The 13961-nt window shown below is 51.9% G+C and carries 9 protein-coding genes and 1 riboswitch; of the genes, 2 read left to right on the forward strand and 7 right to left on the reverse strand.

Annotated features, from left to right (window positions below):
* Positions 1-241 precede the first annotated feature (241 nt).
* The 7 genes from AC0LWM_RS24455 to AC0LWM_RS24485 form a co-directional block, all read right to left on the reverse strand.
* Positions 242-1036: a transglutaminase-like domain-containing protein gene (locus tag AC0LWM_RS24455; RefSeq protein ID WP_474677622.1), complete on the reverse strand. Its 795-nt coding sequence runs from the start codon at positions 1034-1036 to the stop codon at positions 242-244.
* A 13-nt stretch (positions 1037-1049) separates the two neighbouring features.
* A riboswitch (cyclic di-GMP riboswitch) is annotated at positions 1050-1138 on the reverse strand.
* Between the two features lie 75 nt (positions 1139-1213).
* Positions 1214-1885: a class D sortase gene (locus tag AC0LWM_RS24460; RefSeq protein ID WP_474677623.1), complete on the reverse strand. Its 672-nt coding sequence runs from the start codon at positions 1883-1885 to the stop codon at positions 1214-1216.
* 88 nt (positions 1886-1973) lie between these two features.
* Complete coding sequence (locus AC0LWM_RS24465) at positions 1974-3083, reverse strand: response regulator (protein WP_474677624.1); 1110 nt, start codon at positions 3081-3083, stop codon at positions 1974-1976.
* A gap of 184 nt (positions 3084-3267) precedes the next feature.
* On the reverse strand, positions 3268-6612 hold the full coding sequence (locus AC0LWM_RS24470) for a hypothetical protein (RefSeq protein ID WP_474677625.1): 3345 nt from the start codon (positions 6610-6612) through the stop codon (positions 3268-3270).
* Positions 6613-6627: 15 nt separating this feature from the next.
* Positions 6628-8073, reverse strand: a complete 1446-nt coding sequence (locus AC0LWM_RS24475) for a glycosyltransferase family 2 protein (RefSeq protein ID WP_474677626.1) — start codon at positions 8071-8073, stop codon at positions 6628-6630.
* Positions 8066-9139 (reverse strand): HEAT repeat domain-containing protein, encoded by a 1074-nt coding sequence (locus AC0LWM_RS24480; protein ID WP_474677627.1) that lies wholly within the window; start codon positions 9137-9139, stop codon positions 8066-8068. Before AC0LWM_RS24480 ends, AC0LWM_RS24475 begins: the two co-directional genes overlap by 8 nt.
* A complete protein-coding gene (locus AC0LWM_RS24485) occupies positions 9136-10440 on the reverse strand; it encodes a GGDEF domain-containing response regulator (RefSeq protein WP_474677628.1) in 1305 nt (434 codons plus the stop codon). The genes AC0LWM_RS24480 and AC0LWM_RS24485 overlap by 4 nt, the downstream gene beginning before the upstream one ends.
* Positions 10441-10892: 452 nt before the next feature.
* Here AC0LWM_RS24485 and AC0LWM_RS24490 point away from each other — a divergent pair, with 452 nt between their 5' ends.
* Both AC0LWM_RS24490 and AC0LWM_RS24495 read left to right on the forward strand, forming a co-directional pair.
* A complete protein-coding gene (locus tag AC0LWM_RS24490) occupies positions 10893-11798 on the forward strand; it encodes a M15 family metallopeptidase (RefSeq protein ID WP_474677629.1) in 906 nt (301 codons plus the stop codon).
* 233 nt (positions 11799-12031) lie between these two features.
* On the forward strand, positions 12032-13402 hold the full coding sequence (locus tag AC0LWM_RS24495) for a BaiN/RdsA family NAD(P)/FAD-dependent oxidoreductase (RefSeq protein ID WP_474677630.1): 1371 nt from the start codon (positions 12032-12034) through the stop codon (positions 13400-13402).
* The last annotated feature ends 559 nt before the right edge of the window (positions 13403-13961 follow it).

Raw genomic sequence — 13961 nt, forward strand, 5'->3', positions numbered from 1 at the left:
TTCTCCTCGCAATTTTGATCAATAAAGCATGAAATCGTACAATTCACTCGCAAATTCCGCGATTGTTCCCCCTCCCTCTAATCCTCTCGCTAGAATCTAACTTGCAACCTAAGTCATTTGATGTCGAACCAAGTCGTATGTATGCCAAACATATTTATAATGGATGCCTCTGAACATTTTCTGAACAACGCAAAAAAGAGTTGAACAGGATATTCCTGTCCAACTCTCCGATATTCGTCAATTAATAAAATTTCGTCATTTTAAAGTCTGCCGCCTTTTTGAACATTTCAGGCGTTTTGCCGTTTTGCACGCGAACGGCGTCATTGGTCGTGTCGATCGTAACCCATTTGTTCTGGTCATTCAAGTAAACCTCGTTCCAGGCATGGTACGTTCCGGGGCTATCCGCTGGATATCCCATCACGAGCTTAGTCGGTATGCCTTCGCTGCGGGCCATGGCCGCGAAAGTCGCGGCGTAGTCGTAGCATATTCCTTTTCCCGCCTTGAAAACATCATCCAAATTAGGTATGTAGCCGGCTTTTACCGTCTTCGCTTTATCGTAATCGTATTTGATTTTTTTCGTAATATAGCTGTAGATGGCCGTGATCTTCTCCTTGTCGGACTTGCCCTTCAAACTGAGTCCCGCCGCTTTGACGATAGCCAGTGTCTTGTCATTCCAATCGACAAACGGCGAAGATTGCAGGAAAACTTCCTTTTGATCCTTCATGCTCAGCGCAATCCGTTCTTTTGCAACGACCTTGTATTTCGTGCCCCCGACGGTTTCCGCGACCATGACGTCATAGTCGCCGTTTCCCAATTGCAACGGGTACTTCGCCCCTTCCGCCAGCTTGTAATCGTAATTGACGCTGCCTTTCGTAATGCGGACGATGCCTGCTTTTCCGTAATTCACGGTAATATACCCTTGCTCCAGAAAGCTCCGGTCAATGATCCCTTGGGATGCCGCCGCATCGGTTATTTTCGGAATGACCAAAAGGAAAATAGCAATCGCAATAGTAATTATTCGGATTTTTTTGAACACAAAAAACTCTCCTTTCGGCAACTGGCTGTCATCTTAGTTTGAACTAAGGAAGACCCTGTAGTTTTGCGTCTCTAGCTTTCGCTAAATTTGCCTTTATCGGTGGAAAGCACCGAAATCAATATGTATCTGTATATATGACGATCATATCACTTGCTTGTCTATTTGTATAGAAAAATTTTACTTTTTGTCGATTTGCAGTTCACCCTTAACGATGAGCCGATGCGTCGGGTTTTTCATCGGATGGCAGGTAACAAGCGTTATTTCCCGCTTCTTCCCGTTGCCCCGAAGGACGCTGACGTCTTCGGGAAGCACATATAGCTTTTCCTTCACTTCATACGTATATCGCACGCTGCCTGTATCTACTACGATTTCATCACCGACTTCCACTTCATCGAGTCTATTGAAGTTTTTCCCGTAGGTCCGATTTCGATGGCCCGCAACGGCGTAGTTGCCGTTTCCGCCTGCTTTGCCCGTATGCTCGATACTGGCAACGGAGAGCGCAAGATTCTCTTTGGTCGCCCCCGACAGAATCGGAAGCTTTAGATTGATTTTGTCAATTTCGAGAATGCCTTCGACTTCTTCTCCCCCCATATCCGGACTGACCGCGAGCGGCTTGGATACAGCTTGGACAGGCTCTTTCTTGCTTGAACCGAGCGGCACGGGAGCTGCTGCAGGAATCTCTTCCTCCGGAGTAAGCGCCTCGATGCGTTGAAGGTTGTCCTCCCACATCTTCAGGATTTTCTCCTGCTGATAGCTTTCATAACGGTCCTTCACCGTAGGATATAGCAATAAAACAATGCCAATCAAAATGAACAAAGCTGAAAGCACTCTGTAAACCTTGTTCCGCATCCGGAATTCCTGCCTTCGAATGAATAATTGCTGCCACCGATCATCATACAACAAGGCACTGTACAAAATCTGAACAACAATCTGAACATTATGAAGTGATGTGCCGCTCATACCATTCCTGAATATATGTCTGGGGAGCCGTCCCCAGCTCGGCAGCTAGAATAGAGCTTAGATCGTCGTATTGTTTCTGGACGGCTTGCTGATCCCCCCGGGCGTAATGCAGCTTCATGAGCCCCCAGTACGTTTCCTCGGCATATGGAAAAGCCTGCTGAATGCGCTGATACAGCCTGAGCGCTTCTATCGGCTGCGCGGAGCCGGCCATAAAATCGGCAACGCCGATCGCATGCTGAAACCATAACAACCGCAGACGTTCTCTTTCGTTCTCGGCCCACAAATAATCGTAATTCGCAAAATAGTCGCCGCGGTACAACTCCAAGAGCCGCTTATGCGCAGGCAACGTATCTTCCGACGGTGCCGCCGTCTCATGGACGGCGCGTTCCCATTCGTCAGCGTCAAGCTGGGTCGCCTTAAGATCAAGCATATAGCATTTCTCCGAGCTGACGACTTCTACGTCAATCCCGCCCGCCTGAAGCGTCTTGCGAACCTGGTAGATAGCGGTATACATCTGAGTCATGCCGTTCTTATGGCCCGATTCGGCCCAAAGCAGCTCCAGCAGCTCTTCCTTCCGAACCTGTCGTCCGCGCTGATGGAGTAAATAAGCGAACAGCTCTTGCGCCTTGACGGTTCTCCACGAAAGCGGCTGGCCTTCGTATTGCAGGGAATGAAAGCAACCGAGCAGCGGAGGCGAAGATTTTGATCCGGCCATTTGATTGCTGCCGGTGCCATAGCCGGCCAATCTTGCGATCGTCGTCCGAAGGCGTTCGGATTGCAGCGGCTTTAGCAAATAATCGACCGCGTTCAGCTCGAACGCCTTCACCGCATATTCGTCGTATGCCGTAACGAACACGATATGGGCATTCGGAAGCACGGCATGGAGCTTCTCCGCCGTTTCAATGCCGGTCATCCCGGGCATTTCAATATCGAGAAACACGACGTCGGGCCGCAGCTCCGCGGCCATCCGAAGCGCCGTGAAGGGGTCTTGGCAGCAGCCGGCGATATCGACGCCCCCGATCTTGAGCAGTTGCCTCTCCAGATCCCGAAGCGCCAACGATTCATCGTCGACCAGAATCGCTCTCATGCATTCTTACCTCCCACACACTCATGTATTATGAAGTGTTTATTCGACAAAAAACGCGTTATTGTTTAGACATTAGGTTCTACGCTTCTTTAGCCTATTTTGTTGCGCAGGAGAAATATAGCGGGGCGGAAAAAGAAAAACGCCATGCCACAATGCGGCATGGCAAGCACAAAAGCACATTCTCTTATTTCGTCAGTTCCGTCTTTTGAAACAAATCTTGCAAAATATAATATGACTTTTTGAGCCGCTCATAATAATTTAATGTTTCCCACTTGTCCCATTGATAGGTGAACATCTCTTTGGACGGAAGAACACCGCCCGTCAAACCCGGCATCGAATAGGCGATTTGCCGGCTTCCGGGAGCATCCGGTTCCCCCTGCCCGTCGGGCCGGTAAGAAAGCACGGCAAGTTTAATTCCTGGCGTTTCCTCGCTTGCTTGAAGCCCGTTCTTCCACAGGTCGCCCATGATTTCGCGGGTGCTTGGATCCTTCACATTCAACAGCTGCCACGGAATTCGGATTTCGACCGTATGCTCCTTGTCGTTATAGGCGACGTCCGCGAGCGAGTCGAAGTCCGGACTGGCCGGATTTCCGCTGCCGTACCGCAGTAACCCGGTTTCATACGTTTCTAGAGGCAGATGCAGCGTTTGGCCGCGGACGTTGGGAACGTTCATGCCTTTGTTCAATACGAGCGTCATTTTATGAAAGACGCCGTTATCCTTTTTGTTCGCGTAATCAAGCAGAGGCATCATATGCAGCCGTGACCCATACTCGTAGTAGGTTGAATCATAGTAGCTATCGACCCAAATCCGCGATTGCTTCGGCCCTCTCAAATCGATGGCGAAGTCGATGCCGGCATCGGTCTTGAGGCCGCTTCCGCCCGGAATCCGGTGCTGGCCTTGATTCGGAATCGTGTCGAGCAGGATCATCGCCCCGGTTTTGGCCCAATCGATCGGCCCGCTGTTCTGCCCGAGGTCGATCCGGAAATACACGTTGCGCGCATCACTGGAGACATACAACTGCTTGATTTCCCCCTGCGGGCCGTCCCCGTCGACAGCTTGAACGGCGGTCGCCTGCATCGGCACGGGAGCAACTTGCGCTCTCGTCCAGTCGCCCGTATCCCCGTCCGCGTGCAGCGCCGTAGCCGGATCGCCCGGTTCGAAGGAAAGTAGCCCGAAATATTGCTCGCTTGTTTGAATGTTGGACCAGAACGGCCGGCGATCGGGATCGTCCAGATCCATCGTATTCCACGTCCGTTTGAACCATTCGTCCTGCCAAGCGAATACGATTCCGCCGGCCATGCCTTCTTTATAAATATCGTCGAACAAGTGTGCGTCGACTTTACCCTGCTCCTGCTCGTTATGGGCCCCCTGGTTCCAGCCCTGCACGTTGCGATGCGTCATCCCCCTTGAACCGGGCACGCCGAACTCGGCGACAAGCACCGGCATACGGTGAGCCTGTTTCAGGTCATGCAGGTATCCTGCGTAGCTGTTCTTCTCCCCCCGGAAATCCACATAATCCGTATATTTCGTCTCATAGTTCATGAAGTCGGGATAATACGGGTAAACGTGGTATGAAGCGAAATAACCGGCTTGAAAATCCGACTTGGCCCAGATCACGTTCGGATTAACCGAAACGAGATCTTCATTTTCCAGCGGCTCGGAAGGATGCTTGAACAGGTCGGTCGTCGGCCAGTTCGTAAAGCTGACCGGTCTTTGCCAATGATACCGGTCCGTTTCGTAAACGGAAATCTCATCCATCGTGCGGGCAAGCCACGCTTCGAACGGGGAAGCATGCTCCGTCCGAAAATAGCGCCCGTCGAAATCCGGTATCCCTCGGTGCTTCTCATTCGTTGCGACAACGACTTCAGGATCCCATTCGATACCGAGCACCCAGCCGAGCACGTATTTCGAAATATCCGCCCGATACGTTCCCGACGCATGCCCCGGGTTGGCCGGCAGATCGGCGTTTCCGTGTATGACATCCACCGTCCGCTGCATCTCACGGATATATTCCGCATCGAGGTCTTCCGTATAAACGTCTTGCGACGAGACCAGCTTCTCCTCGTTAATCCATACGCCGTGCAGCAAATAAATCGGCTTGGCCGCCTTCATGTTATATTCCAGCAGCGCTTCGTAAAAAGCCGGCGGATGCAGCGTATAGTTCCGAATGACATTGGCGTTCATCGCCCCGATTTGCTCGAACCAGCGCAAATATTCCGCTTTCGTGATCGCCGCTTCCCCGGGAAAATGACCGGGTTTGCCCATGCCGATATTAACGCCTTTGATCAACATATCGTTCCAGCCGTTGTTCTTGTACAATTGCAAATATTGCTTGCCTACTTTGGCCGGAATCGTAATTCCCCCGCTCGTTACCGGGGTTGAGTTCTCCTGCTTGACGGCCGGCTCCCGCTTCTTCGCAGATACCTCTTCGAGGATCCGTTTCATCAGCGGACGGTACGCCTTCCAGTAAAAGCTCTGCTGATTGCTCCCGGAATCCCACGCAAAAGCGGAAAAGATCCGGTCCAGCCAAGCTGCCTGATAAAAGTCGGGAACTTCGCCGTTATCCGCGTAATCTCCGGCAAAATAATACGACGTATACGTCCCCGTATCGTTTTTGATCACGGCCGGGAACGTCGACGGAATCCCGAGCGCCTTCAGCTTCTTCTCCCCGGACTCGGTCAAATCGAGGCGGTAATTGGCCAAAACCGCTTGACCGCCCTCGGCTTCGACAACATCGAACCAATAGTTGTACCGCGTCTCAACCGCCGAACCAACAAACGCTTCTCCCTCTTCCGTCAAAGTAAACTCGTTGCCTCGTTCGCCGGAGTCTTTCCCTTCCTCCAATACTTCTACACGGTCATTTTCGTTTACAAAAAGAAACCCCGGCCCCTGAAACGCCCACTTCTTCCCGGACTGCTTCTCATAATTCGATTTCGCCCATGCAGGAAGCTCCCCTCCGCCGGACAAATCCGCGAAATACCGGCCGATCCAGCCCGACCAGCGGACGCCCAATATTTCATACAGCGCCTTTTTGGCCGTCGGATCGGTAGGACTGGCGAACGTATTGAACTCGGCGATCAGCGACGTTCCCTGATAGATCGCGTTTTTGATTTGCTTGATGTCGGTCTGCTGCAATCCTCCGTATATTTTTTCGGATCGATTGCCGAGGGGGGCGTCGCCAGAAAGATCGTCTTTGTAAACGCCGTATGTATCCGTGATATAAAGCAGATCGTAGCCTTTGGACGTATCCAACTCCCGGGCCGTGTAGCTTTCTCCCTCTCCCGGAACGTAGCCGAAATAGTCGTTTTGCAAGGAATATGCCGACGCGTCCTTCTTGACATACTTCCAATAATTCAGAAGCCACATGAGCCCCTTATGTTCACGGTACGTGGTGTCAGGCACCGTCTTATCCAATACGGCCACATTCAGCACTTGGGTCTGTTTGAATGTCCACACGACGAGCGGAGCGGAAATCGCTGCGATGACGATGATCAGCAAAACCGCAAAATGCGTCCAAGATCGTTTCATGGATTGCTCCTCCTTCTAAGCTGAAACCCCTTTGCGCTTCATTTCGCCCCAGCCTTGCTTCCGACCGAACAGCACGGATACGGTTGCACCCACGCGCCATAAAGTAAGCATGGGCCGATACCAGAAAGCTTCCGACAACGCATAAAACAGCAGCCGGTTCAGGTCCGAAATTTTCTGGTATTTACCGAGCCGCCATTCCTCGAGCAGCACGGCGCCCATGGACAGGAACGACCCGTACATCACCATTAAGGCGAACAGCATCAGCGCATATTGAAAATACACTCTGCCCAGGATCAGATCGATCAGCAGCGTCGTATATCCGAAAAACTCAACCAGCGGTCCTAAAAATTCTACAAAAAAATAAAACGGCATGGCGACGAGCCCGATGGTTCCGTACTTGCGGTTGAATATCATTTTGCGATGCGTCCACAAGCTTTCGAACAAGCCGCGATGCCACCTGCTGCGCTGCCTGCGCAAATATTTGAGCGATTCGGGCGCTTCGGTGTAACAAACCGGATCGGCGACATATTCGATTTTGGCTCCCCATTTTTGCTCCAGATTCATCCGGTGCATTCGCACGACCAGCTCCATGTCTTCGCCGACCGTATCCGCTTTATATCCGCCCGCTTGAATGACCCGCGACGTCTTGAATACGCCGAAGGCGCCGGAAATGACGAGCAGCAAATTTTCCCGGCTGAGACCGATCCGCCCCGTCAAAAACGCCCGCATATATTCGATGCTTTGCATCACGACAAGGGGGTTCCGGGAAAGCTTCGTTTCTTTCACTTGACCTTGCACGACCGTGTTTCCGTTCGCAATAAGGACATTGCCGCCGGTAGCCAATATTTCGTCGTCGGCGTTTTCGACGATCGGCTTCATGATTTTCAGAAACGAATCCGGATCCAGAACCGTATCCCCGTCAATCGAGGCAAAATAAGGGTATCTGGACAAGTTGATGCCTGCGTTTAAGGCGTCCGCCTTGCCCCCGTTTTCTTTGTCCACGAGGATGAGGTTCGGATAAATTTCCGAATGGTATACGTTTTTAATCGGCTTCGTCTCGATGCCGTTGCGCTTTTGGTGCACTTTGTTTTTGACCGGCACCATCTTGAACCGCTCGATCACTTTTTGCAGCGTTTGATCCTTGGAGCCGTCGTTCACAACAATAACCTCGAATTGGGGGTAATCCAGCCTCCCGCTGCCGGTAACGAGCGACAGTACGGTGCCGATCACGCCCGCTTCCTCATTGTAGGCAGGCACAAGGATGGACAACGGCGGCGTGAACGAGGAATCCTTCATTTTTTTGTAAGGCTCCACATTGTGCAGGCCCCATTCTTTTCTCAGCCGACCGTACGACAGCAGAAACAAAAATAAATAAAACAAACAAATCGCGATAAAATAAACGAAAATCACCTGGTTGAGGATCAGGAACGGATACCGGAGAATATCTAAAATTTCACTCATAATCAAGACTCCTCTCTGCCCATTCCTGGCATATCGAGCGGGCGTACGGGTCTGCATGCGAGGAACCCATCGACTGAAGCAATTCCTTGCCTTGTTTATATTGGCGTATTGCCTTGGCCGCCTCCGACCGAACGCCGTAAACACCGTCACCGATGAGCCGGTTCAGGAAAGGAATAAACGATTCATGCCGGATACTTCCCATTAACCGCGCAGTCATCAGCTTTTCCCCGGCGGCTTGAGGAGTGTCCCAAAAACCGCTCCCAATGTTTTCCTCCATCAGCTGGACGATCAGATCCGTGTTCGAGACGTACCCTAGCGCCGCAATCGTCTTTAGCGATTTGACCCGAAGTTCGTGATGCTCCGATGTGATTAAATGTTCAAGCAGAAACTGCAGCTTGTCGGAACGCAAATTTTTATCCCGGACGACTTCCAGAATCGCTCCTTGCCACGAACCGGAAAACTGAAAGAAGGAACCCGCAAATTCATCGACGTTATCCTGGTGAACGAGACGGCTCATCAGCTCGTTTAACAAAAACGCGGGAATGTCTTTTGATCCTTTGAGCAGCTCCATTAAATTCTTATACTCGAAATCCGCCAGCAAAAGAAAAATTTCGTACCGTTCTTCCGGGGTGCATCGTTTGGTTGACAAATGCCGGACGAGCTCGTCCTGCATCGCTTCGATTTTGAACAGATCGATAAAATACAGCGTATTCATCCGTTCGCTCCAGCGCCCATGACGAAGCCGCTTCTGATACCGCCGGACAAAATATTGCTCAACGAACGTCCCGATCGGGTCAAACCCTTTATCGAACTTAAAATTGCCTAGAAAACCGCTGAATGTGTCCTCCAGAGCGTTATACTGATATTCCTTGACGGGTACGAAGGATTGGCCTCCTTGCCCGGTAAACAAATATGTTTCGATATCGTGAGAATGAACCTTGAGCCAGCGGGCCTCTTGGGTTCCGCGCCACTGATTCAACGCTTTTCGCCAAACCAGATAGATGTAAATCGCAAGCAGCAGCCCTAACGAAATGACGGCCAGCAGCAGCACAAGAAGGTATGTCATCGCAAACCGCCTATGAGCCGCTTGATTCGGGCGCGAAGCTCCTTCAAGCTAAACGGCTTCACCATGTAATCGTTGGCGCCTCTCTGGATGGCCAGCGCAATGTCGGTTTCCGCCCCTTTACTGCTGACCACGAAGCATAAATATCTTCTTCGGTCGTAGCCGGTGCGGATTCGGCGCAAAACTTCCAGACCGTCCATCTTGGGCATAATACGGTCGACGATAACAAGATACCGTTCATTTTGCCTGTGCCACGGATCTTCGAAAAATTCCTCGCCGTCGGCAAACGTCTTGATTTCGACGTCGTACAGGTTTTCCCCGATATCGGACAGTTGATGCTTCAGCATCTCGCGAATCAACCGGTCGTCGTCGATGATCGCCAGCTTCAGCTTACGGACCGACGCTTTCTTTTCATGCTGCGCTCCGTCCAGCACGAGTCCTCGCCGATCCCCCCGATCCGTTTCGCTTGCGAACGGCATTAGGGCAAGGCATTCTTCCGCCGACAGGCCGGCATCCACGAATTCCCGCACCTTGGAGGAAAACGTTGCGCTGATTGCCCCGTTCGGCGTATCGATAGGCACATCGGCGAACAGCTTCGTAAGCCGGCTCATCAGCTTCATGGCGTCATCTTTGACGGTTTTCGGCAGAACGAGAACAAAACCGTCCTCGACATGATGCGCCAGGCAATCGGTTGGACGAATGCTCTTCTGGATAAAATCGACCAGCGCTTGCGTCAATGCGCTTTTGGTCATTTGGTTCTCTGAAGCTATTGGGTCCAATTCGACGTAAACGAGCGAAAACGTCTCGTGCGACCGTTTCATATCGTTAAGCTGGATTTGAACCTCGCGCTGCAAATACCGATAATTGTTCGCGCCGGTTAATGGATCGATGACGATTTGATCGAGAATTCGCTGCCTTCGCTCGATCAATTTTTTCACCTGCAACAGAAATTCCGTCTGATCCACCGGATGAGCCAGAAACGCATCGGCCAAAATCGCATGCTTCAGTTCCCGTTCCTCATGGCCGATGATGGCGACAAGCGGGATATGCCTCATTTCGCAGTACTCTCTAAATTCTGTCCACTCAGCTGGATTTTGTTTGATTTGCGCCCCGAGAGACTCGGGAAAAATAACGGCACAATCCGGATTCATGGAGTCGAACCGTTCATGGATCTCCGATATCCGATTCGATTCAAGCGCATCGACGCGATAATTGAGCTCCGTCGATCCGGCGGCAATGAACTCGTCATGTCCCCCGTTCACTACGCAAAGAAGAGGACGTTTCTTGGCAACCTGATCGTTCATGATAGTCAACCCCCTTACAACCAATTTACAACCAATAACTATGAAACGAAATGGCCTTCAGGCGCATTATCTGGGCATCGATCATGATATAACAAGAAACTGTACAAATTCTGAAATTCCCCCGCAAAATAGTCCCGCGTACCTATTTACACATATTATTCCAGTAGCAGTTTAATTCGTTTGGCATACATATTGGTGTGGTATATTTTATATTTCGACATTTTTCGCCATTCCCCTCTATTTTGCAGTACATACGCGGGCAATGCAGAGCAGCAAGCAAGGCGGAGTAAACAAAAATGGGCAAAACGGCACGTATCCCCATCTCCCGCGAAGGGCCCAGAACATTTGCAGCCCGCCGATTACGGATTCCCATATATTTCATGACATTTTCCAGTAACCTTATCGGCTCAAAAGCAGTCTAATTATTATCGATAACAACTGGAGATTACATCATGAAAAAATCAAAACGACTTATTCGATTCATCTTGTGGATATTATCCGCAATCGTTATTTTTGGGTTAGGATACAATGCCGGACGTGCCTCCGTATCGACGGCGCAGCAAGCCGATCTACCGCGTTCTCCCGCTGCCGGAAGCATGGATAAGCCTCTGCCCCCGGCAGATGCAAGCGATTCGGCGAATGCGGACGAAACGAAGCCGGGAAGAAGCGATGGCGGCAAGAACTCTGCGGAATCGAAACCGGAAGCAAAGCCGGGTTCGAACGGGAATACATCGGATTCATCGACTGGCAAACCCGCGATACACGTCGTCGCCCAGCCGGATCAAACCGATGTGCTCGTCAATAAATGGTACAAGCTGCCCAAAGGGTACAAGCCAAGCGATTTGGTCGAGCCCGATGTGCCTTATATTTTCAAAGAAAAGGCAGAAAAACGATTGATGCGCGAACCCGCCGCGCGTGCGCTGGAGCAATTGTTCGACGGAGCCGCGAAGGACGGCGTTCAATTGGCCGGCGTATCGGCCTACCGTTCCGAACAAACGCAAAAAACGCTGTTTCAGCGTTATGTGAACAAAGACGGCTTGGAAGCCGCCCGCCGTTACAGCGCCGAGCCCGGGCATAGCGAGCACCAGACCGGACTGTCGATCGACGTCTCGGGCCGCACGGGCAAATGCGCAGCGACGGACTGTTTTGCCGGAACCGACGAAGCGGATTGGCTGGACAAGCACGCTCATGAATACGGGTTTATCATCCGGTATCCGGAGGGCAAGGAAGCCATTACCGGCTACAAATACGAGCCATGGCATATTCGTTTCGTCGGTACAGACATCGCACAGGATATTGTAGAGCAAAATCTCACGCTCGAAGAATATATGAAGGATACCTTGCCGGTGGAAAGCTGAGGGCGTCGCGTTTTTTTCCAAACGATGGCAAGAGACAGGTAGCGGGAGCTATACAGCCTCCAACTCGCGATTTGGCGTTGCATGGCCGTGGTCGACCGCATGCGAACGAAATATGCGGATGTGCCACATGATACATGCCTCGCTTCGGCAGTTTCGGCTGCGATTTTTGGCAAACGTCACGTTATGCGGTATGATACGTTATATATTGAGCGAAACGGAGTTTGCTGAACCTTATGAGTTATGACGTCATTGTAATCGGTGGAGGGCCTTCCGGCCTGATGGCCTGCATCGCGGCAAGCGCGAACGGAGCGAAGACGCTGCTTGTCGACAAAGGAGACAAGCTTGGCCGCAAGCTGGGCATTTCCGGCGGCGGACGCTGCAACGTAACGAATGCGAAAGAACAGGACGAATTGATCCGCAACATCCCGGGGAACGGACGGTTTTTGCACAGCGCGCTGGCAACGTTCGGTAACCGGGACATTATCGCGTTTTTCGAAGGAATGGGCATCCGGCTGAAAGAAGAGGATCGGGGACGGATGTTTCCCGTGTCCGACAAAGCCAAAACCGTCGTTGACGCGCTGGTCGGCCGGGTACGGCAACAGGGCGTGGACATTCGCGTCAACAGTCCGGTTGCGCGGGTGTTGTACGAGGATGTCGCCGGCGGCAATGAAACGCCGCTTGAAAATGCGGCCGGCGGAGGGGACTTGAGCGGCAGCGACCCGGCAGCGGAGCCTGACTCGGCGAATTTACGCCACCGGCGCGTCGCCGGCGTCAAGCTGAAAAGCGGCGAAACGTACCGCGCCCGCTGCGTCATTATCGCGAGCGGCGGCAAGTCGGTGCCGCATACCGGCTCGACCGGCGACGGCTACGCTTGGGCGGAGGCTGCCGGCCATACGATCACGGAGCTGTATCCGACCGAGGTGCCGATCACCTCGAACGAACCGTTGATCCGCAGCCGCGAGCTGCAAGGCTTGTCTTTGCGCGATATTACGCTGTCGGTATGGAATCCGAAAGGCAAAAAAATCATCGAGCACGAAGGCGACATGATTTTCACCCATTTCGGCATATCCGGACCTGCGGCGCTGCGCTGCAGCCAGTTCGTCGTAAAAGTTAGGAAGCAGTTCCAGGTGAGTAAGGTACGGCTGACGATCGATTTCTTCCCGGACAAATCGGCCGATACGGTCTACAGCGAAACGTTGCGGCTAGCCAAAGACGAACCGAAGAAAGCGATCAAAAACGTACTTAAAGGGTACTTGCCGGAGCGGTTCGTTCCCGTCATTCTCGGCAAAGCCGAACTGCGCGAGGATACAACCTACGACAACATTCCGAAGCAGCAATGGATCGAGATGTCCAAACTGCTCAAGGCGTTTCCGCTGGATGCGAACGGCACGCTGTCGATCGAAGAAGCGTTCGTTACGGGCGGCGGGGTCCATCTGAAGGAGATCGATCCGAAGACACTGCAATCAAAGCTGATGCCGGGACTGTTTTTCTGCGGCGAAGTGCTGGACATCCACGGTTACACCGGCGGCTATAACATTACGGCGGCGTTTACGACCGGGTATACGGCGGGTAAAAGCGCCGCGGAGCGGTGCAAGCAGCAATAGCGTTCATCGCCGGAAGTTCGCGGATGATATGACCGGGTATACGGCGGGTAAAAGTGCCGCGGAACGGTGCAAGCAGCGGTAGCGGTTCATTGCCGGAAGTTCGCGGATGGTATGAATACGGTATTGCCGGGGGTGAACCCGGAGCGCTAAGTGTCTTTACAGAAAAAAATCCGAGCCGTCCGGCTCGGATTTTTCAACATTTAAAGCGAATATCGAATCTGAGGCGATATCACTGCAGGCTGACACCGACACTTATGGAATTCCTAGGAGTGCTCACTCCGACTTTCATGGAATTCTAGGAGTGCTGACTCCGATTCCCAGAATTTCTAGGAGTGCTGACTCCGACTCTCATGGAATTCCTGCGATTGTACAGTTATTTTCCTGCGAAACCGCACAAAAACAAAAAATAGCTGCAAATGTGCATCAATCTCGTCCTTCTGCCACCTCACGCAGTTGAGTCTATATAATTGTGTAAAATGCTAGGTTCTCTAAAAAAGGGGGAGCCATAGGCAGAATCCTCGTTTAGAATGTAGTTGTCGAGACCCATTCAGAGGAGGAA

It is taken from the genome of Paenibacillus sp. sgz302148, from assembly GCF_056120465.1.